The sequence below is a fragment of the Isoptericola dokdonensis DS-3 genome (assembly GCF_001636295.1).
Taxonomy (GTDB): Bacteria; Actinomycetota; Actinomycetes; order Actinomycetales; family Cellulomonadaceae; genus Isoptericola; species Isoptericola dokdonensis.
Map to the genome: position 1 here is coordinate 472,514 of NZ_CP014209.1, position 16,324 is coordinate 488,837.

General features: G+C 74.2%; 14 protein-coding genes and 1 pseudogene. 7 read left to right on the forward strand and 8 right to left on the reverse strand.

Annotated features, from left to right (window positions below):
* Window positions 1-25: 25 nt before the first annotated feature.
* A complete protein-coding gene (locus tag I598_RS02205; protein WP_068200897.1) occupies window positions 26-874 on the reverse strand; it encodes an alpha/beta hydrolase in 849 nt (282 codons plus the stop codon).
* A gap of 71 nt (window positions 875-945) precedes the next feature.
* Here I598_RS02205 and I598_RS02210 point away from each other — a divergent pair, with 71 nt between their 5' ends.
* Entirely contained in the window at window positions 946-1,632 is a 687-nt protein-coding gene (locus I598_RS02210) for a TetR/AcrR family transcriptional regulator (RefSeq protein ID WP_232314232.1), read from the forward strand.
* A gap of 1 nt (window position 1,633) precedes the next feature.
* Here the strand turns inward: I598_RS02210 and I598_RS02215 are convergent, their stop codons facing one another.
* The 6 genes from I598_RS02215 to guaB1 form a co-directional block, all read right to left on the reverse strand.
* On the reverse strand, window positions 1,634-2,986 hold the full coding sequence (locus I598_RS02215; protein WP_068200899.1) for a permease prefix domain 1-containing protein: 1,353 nt from the start codon (window positions 2,984-2,986) through the stop codon (window positions 1,634-1,636).
* Window positions 2,986-3,369 (reverse strand): PadR family transcriptional regulator, encoded by a 384-nt coding sequence (locus I598_RS02220; protein WP_068200901.1) that lies wholly within the window; start codon window positions 3,367-3,369, stop codon window positions 2,986-2,988. The genes I598_RS02215 and I598_RS02220 overlap by 1 nt, the downstream gene beginning before the upstream one ends.
* 106 nt (window positions 3,370-3,475) lie before the next feature.
* Complete coding sequence (locus I598_RS02225; protein WP_068200904.1) at window positions 3,476-3,931, reverse strand: DUF1801 domain-containing protein; 456 nt, start codon at window positions 3,929-3,931, stop codon at window positions 3,476-3,478.
* A gap of 17 nt (window positions 3,932-3,948) precedes the next feature.
* Entirely contained in the window at window positions 3,949-4,836 is an 888-nt protein-coding gene (locus I598_RS02230; protein ID WP_198155734.1) for an aminoglycoside phosphotransferase family protein, read from the reverse strand.
* Entirely contained in the window at window positions 4,836-5,531 is a 696-nt protein-coding gene (locus tag I598_RS02235) for an NUDIX hydrolase (RefSeq protein WP_068200906.1), read from the reverse strand. Before I598_RS02235 ends, I598_RS02230 begins: the two co-directional genes overlap by 1 nt.
* Window positions 5,532-5,637: 106 nt before the next feature.
* Window positions 5,638-7,095 carry a GMP reductase gene (gene guaB1, locus I598_RS02240; RefSeq protein WP_068200908.1) on the reverse strand — a complete coding sequence of 486 codons (1,458 nt, stop codon included), beginning with the start codon at window positions 7,093-7,095 and terminating at the stop codon, window positions 5,638-5,640.
* 74 nt (window positions 7,096-7,169) lie between these two features.
* Between guaB1 and dxs the strand changes: the two genes are divergently transcribed.
* The 3 genes from dxs to pflA all read left to right on the forward strand — a co-directional run bounded on the left by dxs (window position 7,170) and on the right by pflA (window position 12,303).
* On the forward strand, window positions 7,170-9,062 hold the full coding sequence (dxs, locus tag I598_RS02245; RefSeq protein WP_068200910.1) for a 1-deoxy-D-xylulose-5-phosphate synthase: 1,893 nt from the start codon (window positions 7,170-7,172) through the stop codon (window positions 9,060-9,062).
* A gap of 108 nt (window positions 9,063-9,170) precedes the next feature.
* Window positions 9,171-11,438 (forward strand): formate C-acetyltransferase, encoded by a 2,268-nt coding sequence (gene pflB / locus I598_RS02250; protein WP_068200912.1) that lies wholly within the window; start codon window positions 9,171-9,173, stop codon window positions 11,436-11,438.
* A 1-nt stretch (window position 11,439) separates the two neighbouring features.
* On the forward strand, window positions 11,440-12,303 hold the full coding sequence (pflA, locus tag I598_RS02255) for a pyruvate formate-lyase-activating protein (RefSeq protein ID WP_068200914.1): 864 nt from the start codon (window positions 11,440-11,442) through the stop codon (window positions 12,301-12,303).
* 21 nt (window positions 12,304-12,324) lie between these two features.
* On the opposite strand, the gene I598_RS02260 is transcribed toward pflA, so the two are convergent.
* On the reverse strand, window positions 12,325-13,425 hold the full coding sequence (locus I598_RS02260; protein WP_068200916.1) for a carboxylate-amine ligase: 1,101 nt from the start codon (window positions 13,423-13,425) through the stop codon (window positions 12,325-12,327).
* A 162-nt stretch (window positions 13,426-13,587) separates the two neighbouring features.
* Here I598_RS02260 and I598_RS17330 point away from each other — a divergent pair.
* The 3 genes and pseudogenes from I598_RS17330 to I598_RS02275 all read left to right on the forward strand — a co-directional run.
* A pseudogene (locus I598_RS17330) lies at window positions 13,588-14,274 on the forward strand (SGNH/GDSL hydrolase family protein); the annotation flags it as partial.
* 172 nt (window positions 14,275-14,446) lie between these two features.
* The gene (locus I598_RS02270; RefSeq protein WP_068200920.1) at window positions 14,447-15,118 is read left to right on the forward strand and encodes an HAD family hydrolase; all 672 of its coding nucleotides are present in this window, start codon (window positions 14,447-14,449) and stop codon (window positions 15,116-15,118) included.
* A gap of 161 nt (window positions 15,119-15,279) precedes the next feature.
* Entirely contained in the window at window positions 15,280-16,323 is a 1,044-nt protein-coding gene (locus I598_RS02275) for an isopenicillin N synthase family dioxygenase (protein WP_068200921.1), read from the forward strand.
* Window position 16,324: the final 1 nt, after the last annotated feature.

Below are 16,324 nucleotides of genomic sequence, written 5' to 3' on the forward strand. Positions count from 1 at the left end.
CGGGGTGCGCCGCGGGTTCGCGAGCTCAGGCGTGGACGCCGGTGACGTGCTCGACGACGGCGCGGGCGACGGCGGCGTCGTCGAGCACACGGTTGTGCCCGAGCCCCCGGGTGAGCACGAGGCGGCTCCCGGGGTGGGCGGCGTGCAGGTCGACGGCCTCGCCGGGGCCGTGCACCGTGTCCTCGGTGTCATGGACGAACACGGCGGGCACCCCGGCGGGGTGCGCGCGGAGGTCGAAGCGGTCCCGCACGTCGTCCTGGCCGGGGAAGAGGGTGCGCGCGAGGTGCGCGCAGAGGGGTTCGTGCAGCCGGTCGGGGACGCCGGCGAGCCGCCGGAACGTGGCGACGACCGAGTCGAAGCCGGTGGGCGAGGCCAGCGCGACGAGGTGACGTGCGGGGAAGCCCTCGTGCAGGGCGATGCCGGCGGTGAACGCGCCGAGGGAGTGACCGACGACGGCGTCGACGGGTCCGTGCCGCCCGGTGACCGCGTGCATCGCGGCCATGTGCTCCACGACGGTGAGGTGGTGGCCGCCGGAGTCGCCGTGGCCGGGGGCGTCGTAGGCGACGACGCGGACGCCGGCGGCGCGCAGGTGCCCGACGAGGGTCCCGAAGCGGGAGGCGCGGGTCCGCCACCCGTGCACGAGCAGCACCGTCGCCCGGACGGGGCCGGGGGGTTCCCAGGTGTACGTCGCGACCTGGTCGTGGCCCACCTGGACGGTGCCGCGGACCGCCTCGGCGTGGACGGCGGCGTCGATGCTGCGGACCCGTGCGGGTGGTCCGACGGTGCCGAACGCTCGCGCTCCGAGCCGGACGGCGAGCGGGGGTGCGACGGCGGACAGGATGCGCAGTGTGGTGCGTGCCGGTGCGGGGACCACGGGTGCTCCTGGGTCTGGGCGGCCTGACGGCATGGGTCGATCATCTGACTGATCGATCGTATAGTTAGTTCGTGACCGACGCCAGACCCTCCCCGACGGCCCCGCTCGACGACCCGGACCGCGACCGGGTCGTGCCGACCGACGGCCGCCGACTGCGCGGCGAGCGCACCCGGTCGGCGGTCCTCGACGAGGCCGTCCAGGCCGCGTCCGTCCACGGCCTGGAGGGACTGACCTTCGCGCCCCTCGCGGCCCGGGTCGGGGTGAACAAGAGCGCGATCGCGGCGCTCTTCGCGAACAAGGAGGGGCTCCAGCTCGCCACGGTGGCCCGGGCGCGGGAGCTCTTCGCGCACGCCGTCGTCGCGCCCGCGCGTCAGGCCGAGCCGGGGCTGGCGCGCGTGGGAGAGCTCGTCCGGCGCTGGACCGACTACTCCCGCTCGCGGACGTTCGTCGGCGGCTGCTTCTTCCGGGCGGCCGAGACCGAGCTCGACGCCCGCCCGGGGCCGGTGCGAGACGCCGTCGTCGCCGTGCGCCGGGAGTGGGAGGGCTACCTCGGCCACCACGTCGCGCTCGCTGCGGCCGCCGGAGACCTCGACGACGACGGCGACCCCGCCCAGGTCGTCTTCGAGCTGGACGCGGTGCTCGCGGCCGCGGACGGCCGCTCGGTGCTGCTCGGCGACCCGACCGCCTACGAGCGCGCCCTGCGGGCGGTCCGCGCCCAGCTCGTCGCGCGGGGTGCGGACCCCGCGCGACTGGGCTGAGTCAGGCGAAGCCGAACAGCGGCCCGAAACCGGCCACGACGACGGCCGCCCAGACGGCGTACACCGGCAGGTAGGTCGTCTGCCAGCGCTCCAGGGCGTGGAAGCCGGTGCGGTGCCGGCAGAACCCCAGCAGCAGCCAGCCGGTCCGCACGAGGTGCACGAGCAGCAGCAGGTTGAGGCCGAGCGCGGCGACCTTGTTCGGGCTCGCGCCGAACTCGGCGATGCGGGTGGCCATGGCGGTCAGGGCGAGCACGTCGACGGCCAGCGCCGCCCCCACGAGCGCGAGCTGGAGGTGGTCGAAGAACCCGGGGCGGGCCAGGGGGTCGCGCGCCGAGACGGAGTACAGCAGCAGGGCCAGCACGAGGACCAGGACGGCGTCGAGCAGGATGAGCAGCTCGCGGTCCACCGTGGTCAGCCCGCCCGCGGTGAGCAGCACGACGAAGGACACCACCAGCATGACCGTGGTGAGCGGGGTGAACACCTTGGTGAGCACCGGGGCGATGTTCTCCACCACCTCCTGCTTGGCCTCGACCAGCCAGGCCGCCACGAGCAGCGCCCCGGGCACGCAGTACGGGAAGATCCAGCCCTCCAGGGCGGGCTCGATGTCGACGCCGACGATGCCGAGCAGCCCCGCGGTGAGCCCGAGGAGCACGCCACCGCCGAGGGCCAGCAGGGCGAGGTAGACGGCGAGCTCGCCGGTGAACCGCACGAAGTCCATCCGGCGGTCGTGCGAGCGCCAGCGGCCCCCGGCGTACGCGACGCCGACGGCGGTCCACCCCAGGACGGGCGCGTGCAGGGCGGCGAGGACCAGGGTCGAGCCGCCGTCGTCGAACGGGTAGAGGTTGACGAGCGCGCACGTGACGGCCAGCGTCCCGGCGAGCGCGGCGAGGACGGCCGCCGACGGCCGACGCTTCCATGCGAAGTAGCCGACGAGGAAGGGCAGCACGAGGAAGGCGGCGTTGCTGACGAACGTCTCCTCGGCGAGGGTCTCGGCGGCGATCTTCACGGCGGTCCCGGCGCCGACGGCGAGCGCGAGGACGATCCCGAGCTCGCGCCGGCGGCCTCCGCGGGCGGGGTCGTCGTCGTCCGCGCCGGGGACCAGGACGAGCTGCTTCCAGAGTCGCTCGGAGTGCGCACGGGCGAACTCCCGGGACACGGCGTCGAGGCTGCCCATGCGCTTGACCGCGACGAGGAACGCCTCGTCGTCGTCCAGCCCGGCGGCCTGGAGGTCCCCGATGCGCTCGCGCAGGTGGTCGGTCATCTCGTCGACGTCGGCCGGGGCGATGGCGCGGTGCCGGCTGACGTAGTCGCGCCAGCGGCCGATCTGCGCCTCGAGGGCCGTGCTCCCGGCCATCAGGCGATCCCGCCGGCGACGGCCGGTCCGCCGGTGACGCCGTCCCGGGCGTCAGCCAGCGACTCCCACGCGCGGGTGAGGGCGGCGTGCACGACCTCCCACTGCGCCTGGCGTTCGACGAGGGCGTCGCGACCGGCGGAGGTGAGGGCGTAGTGCTTGCGGCGGCGTCCGGTCTCGGAGCGACCCCAGCTGGACTCGACCAGGCCGTTGCGCTCGAGGCGGTGCAGCAGGGGGTAGAGCATGCCGTCGGTCCACTCCATGCGGCCGCCGGACAGCTCCGCGACGCGCTTGGCGATCGCGTACCCGTAGGACTCGGACTCGGCGAGGATGCCGAGGACGAGCGGTGTCGCCGAGGCGGCGACGAGGTCCTTGTCGATGTGCATCGTGCTCCTATCCCTCGTGCTGCAAGGTATTTAACCCTCGCAGTCCTAGGGATGGCAAGCGCCGCCGGTGACCGGCGACGCCGAGGTAGTACCGCGCGCAGGGGTGTCAGCCCGCAGCGCCGCCCTCCCGGGCACGGAGGCCGTACGTCCCGGCGGTCAACGCCGCGTAGGCGTCCGCCACGACCTTCTCCAGCACCACCAGGTCCACCTGGGCCAGGTTCGTCAGGTAGAGACACCCCGTCCCCGTCCGGTGCGGACCCAGCCGGGCCAGGTCGTCGGCGTGCGCGCCGGTCCCGTCCATGAGGTAGACGACGCTGTTCGCCCTCCGGGGCGCGAAGGCGGCCGCCGGCGCCTCGCCCGAGCGCCCGGAGGCGTACTCGTAGCGGTAGCGGCCGAACCCCACGATCGTCCCGTGCAGCTCCGGGGGCAGGCCGGTCACCCGGCGCATCAGCGCGAGCAGCGTCTGCGCGTCACGCCGCCGCGTCGGGCCCTCGACGGCGTCGAGGAACGCGCGGACGTCGTCGGGGACGTCGTGGGCGGTGGGGTCCGTGGGGTCGGTCACGCCCCCAGTGTCGGGCCTCAGGCGTCGGCGAGCACCCGCTCCAGCGACTCCGCACCCAGGTCCAGGATCCACGCGTGCTCCGGACCGGACGTCAGCATCGACGACGCCATCGACAGCGCCCACCCGCGGGCACGCGCCCACACCGGGTCGTCGACGGGGTACCGCGCGGCCAGGCGCTGGCGGAGCACCGCCCGGGCCGGGGCGTCGAGCACGAGCCACCCGGCGGCGAGGTCCGTCGCCGGGTCCCCGGCGGTGAGGTCGCCGAGGTCGACGACGGCGGCCAGCGCGTCGTCGTCGGCCACGACCAGGTTGCCGGGGTGCAGGTCCCCGTGCACCCACAGCGGCGGTCCGTCCCATGCGGGCGCGGCGACGGCGCGCTCCCACGCCGCCAGTGCCCGCGCCTCGTCCGGGACGACCCCGGACGCGAGCCGGGCGCGCACCGCCTCGTCGCGCGTGCGCAGGGGGACGCCACGGACCGGGTTGACGGGGAACCCGGACGGCGCCGGGCGGTGCAGGGCGAGCAGGAACTCCGCGAGCGGGCCGGCGAGGGCGCCGCGGCGTCCCACGGGGACGTCCGACGCCCGCGTACCCGGCACCCACGGCACCACCGACCACGACCACGGGTACGCGAGCGCAGAGCTCGGGCGCCCCACCCGGACGGGCACCGGCACCGTGACGGGCAGCGTCGGGGCCAGCTCCGGCAGCCACCGCTGCTCGTGCTCGACGAGCCGGGCCGCGGCGGCCCGGCGGGGCACCCGCACCGCCAGGTCCTGCCCGAGGCGGGCCATGACGTTGTCCCAGCCCTGCGCGACGACCCGCACCGGCAGCCCCGCGAGGTCGGGGTGCTGCTCGGTCAGCAGCGCGCGCACCAGGGTCTCGTCGACGTCGATCTCCGCGGCCGCCATCAGGGCTCCACCTCGAGCTCCTGGCCGCGGTCCCAGTCCTCGGTCCAGCCGAGGTGGTCGAACATCGCGTCGAGGACACCGGCGGTGAAGCCCCACACGACGTGGCGGGTGCCGTCGTCGTCGACGACGAACCCCGGGCCGCGCCACTCCTGGCCGCCGCGGCGCAGGACGGTCGTGACGCGGTGCGCGGGGTCCAGGAGGTCCGCGACGGGGGCGCGGAAGACGTGCGCCGACTCGGCCGGGTCCACCACGCCGACGGGGGACTGCCGGGTCCACCAGCCGAGCACCGGCGTGACGACGTGGTTGCTCACGGGCATGGGCAGGGCGGTCAGCGTGCCGAGGACCTCGACGCCGCTCGCGTCGACGCCGGTCTCCTCGGTGGCCTCGCGCAGCGCGCAGGTCACGGCGTCCTCGCCGGGCTCGGCCCGGCCTCCCGGGAAGGCCACCTGGCCCGCGTGGGAGCGCAGGGTCGCTGCGCGGGCCAGCAGCAGCACGTCGAGGTCGGCCGAGACGGCCTCGGCCTGGGCCTCGTGGTCGGACGGCAGCCCGTCGAGCACGCCGAACAGGACCAGCACGGACGCCGGGCGGACGGCGTCGGGGTCGACGACCCCGCGGGCGTGCCGCCACGGGTCGGTGAAGGATCCGGTGGTGGCCAGCCGGGCGAGCTGGTCGCGGGCGGAGGTCTCGTGGCTCACCCGGGCAGGCTAACGCCCACCAGGGCGTCCGCCCCGTCGGGCATGCGCCGACGGCCCGTCACGACGGGCGGACGGGCCACGGCCGCATGCTCGGCGGGAGGGCGGGTCACCAGGAGGTGGCGAGCGGCATGCCCTCGGCGTACCCGGCGGCGGACTGGATGCCGACGGTGGCGCGCTCGGCGAACTCCGCGAGAGTGCGGGCGCCGGCGTACGTGCAGCTGGAGCGCAGGCCGGAGGTGATCTCGTCGAGGAGGTCCTCGACGCCGGGGCGGCGCGGGTCGAGGTACATCTTGCCCGTCGAGATGCCCTCCTCGTACAGGGCCTTGCGGGCGCGGTCGAACGCGCTGCCCGCGCCGGCGGTGCGGGCGGCCACGGCGCGGGCCGACGCCATGCCGAACGAGTCCTTGTAGAGGCGGCCCGAGCCGTCCTCGTGCAGGTCGCCGGGCGACTCGTACGTCCCGGCGAACCAGGAGCCGATCATCACCTGCGACGCGCCGGCAGCCAGCGCGAGAGCGACGTCGCGGGGGTGCCGCACGCCGCCGTCGGCCCACACGTGCTTGCCGAGCTCGCGCGCCGCGGCGGCGCACTCCAGCACGGCGGAGAACTGGGGGCGCCCGACGGCGGTCTGCATGCGGGTGGTGCACATGGCGCCCGGGCCGACGCCGACCTTGAGGATGTCGGCGCCCGCGGCGACGAGGTCGCGCACGCCGTCGGCCGTGACGACGTTGCCGGCGACGATCGGCACGTGGGAGTGGTCGGACCGCACGGCCGCGATCGCCCGCAGGGCGGCCAGCATCTTGTCCTGGTGGCCGTGCGCGGTGTCGACCACGAGGACGTCGACGCCGGCGGCGAGCACCTCGGCCGTCTTCGCGGCGACGTCGCCGTTGATGCCGACGGCGGCGCCGACGAGCAGGCGGCCCGACGCGTCCAGGGCGGGGGAGTAGACGGTCGAGCGGACGGCGCCCTTGCGCGTCAGGACGCCCACGAGCCGACCGTCGCGCACGACGGGCGCGAGCTGCACCTTCGCGGCGTGCAGCCGCTCGAAGGCGGCGGGCAGGCCGTCGGCCTCCACCTGGGCGGCGTCCAGCGTCTCCAGCTCGGTGGACATGACGCTGCCGACCTGGGCGAACCGGTCCACGGACGCGCAGTCGTCCGCCGTGACGACGCCGACGGGGCGGCCGTCGTCGACGACCACGGCAGCGCCGTGCGACCGCTTGCCGAGCAGCGAGAGCACGTCGGCGACCGTGTCGTGACCGGTCACCACGACCGCCGTCTCGACGACGGGGTCCTTGGACTTGACGTCCGCCACGACGTCGGCGACGACGTCGACGGGGATGTCCTGCGGCAGGATCGCGACGCCGCCGCGCCGGGCGACCGTCTCGGACATGCGGCGGCCCGCGACGGCCGTCATGTTCGCCACGACGATCGGGATGGTGGTGCCCGTGCCGTCGTCGGTCGAGAGGTCGACGTCGAACCGGCTGGTCACGTCGGAACGGGACGGGACCATGAAGACGTCGCCGTAGGTGAGGTCGGAGGTGGGCTGCTGGCCGGGGAGGAAACGCACCCCTGGAATCTACCGCGCCGACGCGTCCGACCCGCGACGGGCGCCTACAGTGGGCGGATGACGACGGGGACGGCATGAGCCTGCTGAACCGCATCGCCGGGCCCGAGGACGTGCGCCCGCTGACGACGGCCCAGACGTCGCGCCTGGCCGCGGAGATCCGCACGTTCCTCGTGGAGAACGTCTCGCGCACCGGCGGGCACCTCGGCCCCAACCTCGGCGTCGTCGAGCTGACGATCGCCCTGCACCGCGTGTTCGACTCCCCGCGGGACACGATCGTGTTCGACACCGGCCACCAGGCGTACGTGCACAAGCTCCTCACCGGCCGCCAGGACTTCAGCGGCCTGCGCACCCGCGACGGGCTGTCCGGGTACCCGAGCCGGTCCGAGTCGGAGCACGACGTCGTCGAGAACTCGCACGCGTCCACCGCCTTGTCCTGGGCCGACGGCATCGCCCGGGCGAACGACCTCCAGGGACGGCGCGACCGGCACGTCGTCGCGGTCGTCGGCGACGGCGCCCTCACCGGCGGCATGGCGTGGGAGGCGATCAACAACATCGCCGCCGACCCGACCCGTCGGCTCGTCGTCGTCGTCAACGACAACGGCCGCTCCTACTCGCCCACGGTGGGCGGTCTCGCGAACCACCTCGACACGCTGCGCGTCACCCGCGGCTACGAGGCCTTCCTCGACTGGGGCAAGCGCACCCTGCAGCAGCGCACCGGCCCGCCCGGCCGGTTCGCCTACGGCTGGCTGCACGGCCTGAAGAAGGGCATCAAGGACGTCGTCGCGCCGCAGGGGATGTTCGAGGACCTCGGCCTGAAGTACGTCGGTCCCGTCGACGGGCACGACGTCGCCGCGGTCGAGGCGGCGCTGCGCCGGGCCCGGGACTTCGGCGGACCCGTCATCGTGCACGCCATGACCGAGAAGGGCCGCGGGTACACGCCCGCCGAGGAGGACGTCGCCGACCGCTTCCACGCCGTCGGGGCCATCCACCCCGAGACGGGCCTGCCGGTCGCGCCGTCCCGCTTCGGATGGACCCAGGTGTTCGCCGAGGAGATGGTGGCGATCGGTCGCCGACGCCGCGACGTCGTGGCGCTCACCGCCGCCATGCTCCACCCCGTGGGGCTCGCCCCCTTCGCGCACGAGTTCCCCGACCGCACCGTGGACGTCGGCATCGCCGAGCAGCACGCCGCCACGTCCGCGGCAGGGATGGCGTTCGCCGGGCTGCACCCCGTCGTCGCGGTCTACTCGACGTTCCTCAACCGCGCGTTCGACCAGGTGCTCATGGACGTCGCCCTGCACCGGGCCGGCGTGACCTTCGTCCTGGACCGGGCCGGCGTCACCGGCGACGACGGCCCCAGCCACCACGGCATGTGGGACATGGCGGTGCTGCGCGTCGTGCCCGGGCTGCGGCTCGCCGCGCCCCGCGACGAGCCCACGCTGCGTGCCGCACTGCGGGCCGCCATCGACGTCGACGACGCCCCGACCGTCGTGCGGTACCCCAAGGGGGCCCTGCCCGACGAGATGCCCGCCCTGGAGGACCTCGACGGCGTGCACGTCCTGGCCCGGCACGCCGCGGGCGCCGGCGCATCGTCGGCGGGCCGGGTGCTCGTCGTCGGCGTCGGGGCCATGGCACCGGTGGCGCTCGCGGCGGGGGAGTCGTTGGCGGCGCACGGCCTGGACGTCGAGGTGGTCGCCCCGACGTGGGTCCTGCCCGTCCCGGAGCCTCTGGTCAAGCTGTGCGGGGAGCGCGACCTCGTGCTGACCGTCGAGGACGGCGTCGTGGACGGCGGGGTCGGCGCGCTGCTGGCCCAGCGCGCCGCCGAGCAGGGGGTGCGCACGCCGTTCGTGCACCGCGGCCTCCCGGCGGCGTTCATCGCGCACGCCACCCGCGCCCAGGTGCTCGTCGCGCAGCGGCTGCGCGCCGAGGACGCGGTGCGCGAGGCGCTCGCGGCGTTGTCGCAGGACTGACCTCACCGCTCGCGGCGTGACGCACGAGACACCTCCGCCGTCCTGCTGATCACAGCGCTTGTGAAAGTCTTCACGTAGTGTGGTCTGACCAGACGTCGAAGGAGCGCCATGAGCATCCAGGCAGAGCAGGCCACGACCGGCACCACCCCGTCCGCGTGGGAGGGGTTCGCCCCCGGCCCGTGGTGCGACGGCATCGACGTGCGGGACTTCATCCAGCGCAACTACACCCCGTACACCGGTGATGCCGCGTTCCTCGCCGGCCCGACCGCACGCACGACCGCGCTGTGGTCCCGGCTGACGGAGATGTTCCCCGCCGAGCGTGCGAGGGGCGTCCACGACGTGTCGTGGGACGTACCCGCCGGCATCACCGCCCACGCACCCGGGTACATCGACATCGAGAACGAGATCGTCGTCGGCCTCCAGACGGACGCCCCGCTCAAGCGCGCGATCATGCCCAACGGCGGCTGGCGGATGGTCGAGAACGCCCTGAACACCTACGGGTACCCGGTCGACGTGAACCTCAAGAAGGTCTTCACCACCTTCCGCACGACGCACAACCAGGCCGTCTTCGACCTCTACCCGCCGAACGTGCGCGCGGCCCGCTCGTCGCACGTCGTCACCGGACTGCCCGACGCCTACGGCCGCGGCCGCATCATCGGCGACTACCGGCGCGTCGCCCTCTACGGCGTCGACGCGCTGATCGAGGCGAAGAAGCGCGACAAGCTCACCCTGGACGCCGAGCCGTTCAGCGAGCGGATCGCCCGTGAGCGCGAGGAGCACGCCGAGCAGATCCGCGCGCTCGGCGAGCTCCAGGAGATGGCGGCGTCCTACGGCGTCGACGTGTCGAGGCCGGCACGCACCGGGGTCGAGGCCGTGCAGTGGCTGTACCTCGGGTTCCTCGCCGCCGTGAAGGAGCAGAACGGCGCGGCGATGTCGCTGGGTCGCACCTCGACGTTCCTCGACGTCTACCTCGAGCGCGACCTCGCCGCGGGCCGGATCACGGAGGCCGAGGCGCAGGAGGTCATGGACGACTTCGTCATCAAGCTGCGCATCGTGCGGTTCCTGCGCACGCCCGAGTACGACGCGCTGTTCTCGGGCGACCCGACCTGGGTCACCGAGACCATCGGCGGCACGGGCCTCGACGGACGGACCCTCGTCACCAAGAACTCGTTCCGCATGCTGCAGACGCTTCACAACCTGGGACCTGCACCGGAACCGAACATGACGGTGTTCTGGAGTGCCGACCTCCCGCAGGGCTTCAAGGAGTTCTGCGCCCAGGTCTCGATCGACACCTCGGCCGTGCAGTACGAGTCCGACGACGAGATCCGCGCGGCCTGGGGCGACGACGCCGCGATCGCCTGCTGCGTGTCGCCGATGGCGGTCGGCAAGCAGATGCAGTTCTTCGGCGCGCGCGTGAACCTCGCCAAGGCGCTGCTGTACGCGATCAACGGCGGTCGCGACGAGATCAGCGGGGAGCAGGTCGCCCCGGCGTTCCCGCCGGTGCCGGCCGGGCAGCCGCTCGACCACGACGACGTCCGTGCCCGCTTCGAGCGGACGATGGACTGGCTCGCCGAGACCTACGTCGAGGCGCTGAACTGCATCCACTGGTCGCACGACAAGTACGCGTACGAGCGCCTCGAGATGGCGCTGCACGACCGGGACGTGCTGCGCACGATGGCCTGCGGCATCGCGGGGCTGTCGGTCGCCGCGGACTCGCTGTCGGCGATCCGGTACGCGACCGTGACGCCCGTGCTCGACGACCGCGGCGTCGTCGTGGACTACGAGATCGACGGCGACTTCCCCGCCTACGGCAACGACGACGACCGCGCCGACGACATCGCGGTCGAGCTGGTCGAGTCGTTCATGGCGAAGGTGCGCCGGCACCCCACGTACCGGGACGCGGTGCCCACCCAGTCGGTGCTGACGATCACGTCGAACGTCGTGTACGGCAGGTCCACCGGGAACACCCCGGACGGCCGCCGCGCGGGCGAGCCGTTCGCCCCGGGCGCCAACCCGATGAACGGTCGTGACACGCACGGCATGCTCGCCTCGGCGCTGTCCGTGGCCAAGCTGCCGTACGACCAGGCACAGGACGGCATCTCGCTCACCAGCACCGTCGTGCCCTCCGGGCTCGGGCGGACGCGGGCCGAGCAGGTGACCAACCTGGCGGGACTGCTGGACGCGTCGTTCGGCGCGGGCGGCTACCACCTGAACGTCAACGTGCTGGACCGCGAGACCCTGCTCGACGCCATGGAGCACCCCGAGGACTACCCGCAGCTGACCATCCGGGTGTCGGGGTACGCCGTCAACTTCGTCCGGCTCACGCGCGAGCAGCAGCAGGACGTCCTGAACCGGACCTTCCACGGAGGGATCTGAGATGACCGCCGGCCCGGCGCTGCTGGATCCCCCCTCCGCCCGCCGCCGGGCCGGTGCCGGGCTGCAGGGCCTGGACACGACCGAGGTCGAGCGGTCCGACCGCCTCGCGCTGATGCGGTCGGGCGAGCTGGGCTCGGTGCACTCCTGGGAGCTCGTGACGGCCGTCGACGGCCCCGGGACCCGGATGACCGTGTTCCTGGCGGGGTGCCCGCTGCGGTGCCTCTACTGCCACAACCCGGACACGCTCGCGATGAAGGACGGCGGGGCGGTGCTCGCCGACGACCTGCTGGCCCGGGTCGCCCGCTACCGCGGGGTGTTCGCCGCCACCGACGGCGGGCTCACGCTGTCCGGCGGCGAGGTGCTCATGCAGCCCGCCTTCGCGGCACGGGTCCTGCGTGGCGCGCAGGAGCTCGGGGTGCACACGTGCCTCGACACCTCGGGGTTCCTCGGCGCGAACGCGACCGACGCCATGCTCGACGACACCGACCTGGTGCTGCTCGACGTCAAGGCGGGCGACGAGGAGACCTACCGGCGGGTCACCGGGCGGTCGCTCGCCCCGACCCTCGCCTTCGGGCGCCGGCTCGCCGAGCGCGGCGTCGGTGTCTGGGTGCGCTTCGTCCTCGTCCCCGGCCTCACCGACGACCCGGCGAACGTGGCCCGGGTGGCCGACCACGTCGCCGCGATCGACGCCGTCCGGCCCGGGACCGTGCAGCGGGTCGAGGTGCTCCCGTTCCACCAGATGGCCCGCGACAAGTGGGCCGAGCTCGGCCGCACCTACGAGCTCGCCGGCACCGAGCCTCCGTCACCGGAGGCCACCGAGGCGGTGCGCGAGGTGTTCCGCACCCGCGGGCTCACCACCTGCTGAGCACGCACCGGCCCGCCGGCGTCAGGAGTGCGTCACCTCGACGGCGCGCTCCACGACCCGGTGCAGGTCGCCCGACTCGGCGAACCAGGCCCGCTGCTGGGCGGCGCCGCCGCCGGTGGACCACAGCCGCCCGAGCAGATCGGTGACGGCCTCCAGATCGCCGGCGTCCACCAGCGCGTCGCGCACGTGCGCCACGAGCTGCCCGACGACGTCGTGCGCGCCCGCGGGACGCCACGTCAGCGGGGAGACGAGCTCCCCGGCCAGGCCCGAGCGCCCGGCGCGCCACGCGGCCGTGCGCAGCAGCTCGGGGTGCGACGGCGGCGGGGGCGCGCCCTCGGCCGCCGCCCGCGCGGACGTCTCGACCAGGCCCCGGGCCAGCGCCGCCAGGAGCGTCGCCGTGTCGGGGTCGAGGCAGACGTCCGCCACCCGGATCTCGACGGTGGGGTAGCGGGGCGACAGCCGGGCGTCGAAGTAGACCATGTTCTGGTCGAGGATCGTGCCCGTCTCCACCAGCGCGTCGACCGCCGCGTGGTACTCCGCCGGGGTGCCGAACGGCCGCGTGGGCCCCGACGTGGGCCAGCGCGCCCACACCTGGGAACGGAAGCTCGCGTAGCTGGTGTCCTCGCCCTGCCAGAACGGCGAGTTCGTGCTCAGGGCCGTCAGGACGGACAGCCACGGGCCCACCCGGTCCAGCACCGCCACGCCCTCGTCGTCGTCGGCGACCGCGACGTGCACGTGGCACCCGCTGGTGAGCTGCTCGCGCGCCGTGATCCCGAAGAACTCCCGCGCCTGCAGGTACCGCAGCCGCGAGACGGTCGTGCCCGTGAACCGGATCGGCGACGTCGCGAGCGCGACGGCTCGCGCCCCGACCCGGTCGGCGGCGACCTGTGCCCGCGCCCGCCCGTCGCGGATCTCCTGCGCGAGCCCGGCCAGGTCGGACCGCGGGTGCGTCGCCGTCTCCAGCTGCTCCTCCATGAACTCCGGTTCGAGCGCGCCCGTCCCCGTCTCACGGCCGACGTTCCCGCTGGCCTCGAGGGCCTCGGCGGCCTTGGCCACCGGGGAACCGTCCTCACCGACGAGGAGGAACTCCTCCTCGACACCCATCGTGCGCTGCTCCGTCATGCCCGCATCATGGTGCGAACCGGGGCGAAGCGCGCGACGAGAACGCGACGACCGGAGCGCTGTGGGACTTCCCACAGGTGTCGCCCCGGTCCACACCGCACCGTCGCCCGGCTGTCATGTCGACGTCACGTGCGGTTCAGGGAGATCTGTTTCCACTCGACCATGGAGGGTTCCCGGATCCGGACGGCCGTCGTCGTCGTCGTGCTGCCGGCCGCCGCGCTGCTCGCGGCGGCCGTCGTGCTGCGCCGTCAGGCCGCCGTCGCCCGGCTGCGCATCGGCAAGGCGCTCGGGGAGGTCGCGCCCGACGCGGACCGCGTGTGGCGCCGCAAGCTCGGCGGCGAGCCGGTCGACCTGCTCGTGGTGGGCGACTCGATCGCCGCCGGGCTGGGGGCCGAGCACCGGCGCGACACCCTGGGCGGACGGGTCGCCCGCGGCGTGGCGAAACAGCTCGGCCGCCCGGTGCGGCTGCGTGTCGGCGCCGTCGTCGGCGCGGAGACGTCGATGCTCGCCGCCCAGCTCGACGCCCTGCCGGACGGCTACCGGCCGGACGTCACGGTGGTCGTGGTGGGCGGCAACGACGTCACCCACCGCGTGCCCGTCGCGACGTCGACGCGGCACCTGGTCGCCACGATCGACCGGCTGCACGGGCTCGGCAGCGCCGTCGTCGTGGGCACCTGCCCGGACCTGGGTGCGCTGCGCCCCGTGCCGCAGCCGCTGCGGGCGCTCGGCGCCCGGGCGTCCCGCCAGCTCGCCGCGGCGCAGTCGGACGGCGCCCGCCGTGCCGGCGCGCACGCCGTGTCGCTCGCGGACGTCGTCGGGACGTTCTTCGTCGACCACCCCGAGGAGGCCTTCAGCCTCGACCGGTTCCACCCCAGCGCGCTCGGCTACCGGCGCACCGCGAAGGCGCTGGTGCCCTCGGTGCTCGTCGCCCTGGGGGAGCGCGACGTGATCCCCCCGGGCCACCGGCTGCCCGCCGTCGGACGTCCCGACCCGCAGCGACCGGCGGGGGTAGCCTGCCCGGGTGATCTGGCTGCTCGACCTCGACAACACGCTCGTCTCCCGCGACGACGCCTTCGCCGCCTGGGCCGCCGCCGCGGTCGCGGCGGCGGGCGGCTCCGACGCCGACCTCGCCGCGATCGTCGCGGCCGACGGCGGCGGGTTCGCCCCCAAGCGGGACGTCGCCCGGGTGATCGTGGACCGGCTGGGCGGGGACGCCGACCTCGACGCCGTCGTCGAGGAGTTCCGTGCGGGCATCCGCGACCACGTGCGGGTCTACGACGGGGTGCTCGACACCCTCGACGTGCTGCGCGGCGCGGGCCACCAGGTCGCCGTCGTCACCAACGGGGTCTCGCACCAGCAGCGCGGCAAGATCGAGCGCTGCGGGCTGGGCGACCACGTCGACACGGTCGTCGTGTCCGGCGAGGAGGGCGTCGAGAAGCCCGACCCGCGGCTGATCGAGATCGCCCTGGAGCGCCTCGGCGCCGCCGACGTCGACCGGCGTCGTGTCTGGATGATCGGCGACGCCGCCCACACGGACGTCGCCGTCGGGCGCGCGGCCCGCACCCGCACCGGCTGGGTCTCCCACGGCCGCTCCTGGACCGGTGGCGCCCGACCCGACGTGCACGCCCCGACGGCGCGCGAGGTGATCGCGCTCGCCGCCGAGGGGCACTGGCGGGTGCCCGTTCAGCCGTAGGGCCGCCGTCGAGAAGTTGTCACCGACACGTCACGACGGTGAAACAGTGCGGTGGCTACGATCGCCGCACGCTCATGGAAGCAACACCCGCCGGGTGGGGAAAGCCTGAAGCGACCACGTCAGAGGTCGCCGCACGGTGACCCCGATCGAAGGAGTGACCCATGAGCTTCCGCGTTCCTCGTGTCGACATCTCGGCCTACGTCGCGGACGGTACGGCCGCGCAGCGCGCAGCCGTGGCCGCGCAGATCGACCAGGCGTGCCGGGAGGTCGGCTTCGTCCAGGTCGTCGGCCACGGGGTACCCGACGAGATCACGGCCGCCTTCGTCCGGGCGATGGACGCGTTCTTCGCGCTCGACCTGACGACGAAGAAGACGTGCCGCACCCCGCCCTCGGTGAACCGGGGGTACGCGCCGCCGAAGTCGGAGTCGCTGAGCCTGTCCCTCGGGGTCGAGTCCGCGAACCGGATGAACGACTTCTTCGAGGCGTTCAACGTCGGGGCGACCGCCGCCGACTACCCGGACAGCCCGGGCCTGCCCCAGGACGACTACGCCGAGAACGTCTGGCCCGACGTCGAGGGGTTCGAGCGGGCGGTGAGCACCTACTTCGCCCAGGCGGGCCGGGTCGCGAGAACCCTCACGGGGATCTTCGGTGACGCCCTGGGCCTCGACCCCGACTTCTTCGGGTCCCGCACGGGGCACTCGCTGGACGTGCTGCGCATGAACAACTACGCGCTGCCGCCGGGGACGGACGTCACGCTCGACGGGGACCTCACCGGCATGGGCGAGCACACCGACTTCGGGATCGTCACTGTGCTCTGGGCCGACCAGGTGCGAGGCCTGCAGGTGCTGGGCTCCGACGGGGGATGGCACGACGTCGAGCCCGACGAGGGCGCCTTCCTCGTCAACCTCGGCGACGTCATGGCGCGCCTGACCAACGAACGGTGGATGTCCACCCTGCACCGGGTGAAGCCACCGGTCCTCGACGGCACCATCGAGCGTCGCCGCAGCGCCGCGTACTTCCACGACGGTGACGTCGACGCGGTCATCGAGGTGCTGCCCTCGTGCGTCGACGCCGACCACCCGGCGCTCTACACCCCGGTCACGGTGGGTGAGCACATCGCGGCCAAGCTGCAGGGCTCGCGGGCCGGGGTGAGCAACGTCGCGGCACGTCGGGAGTCCGAGAGCGTGCTGTCCAGCCGGCGCTGAC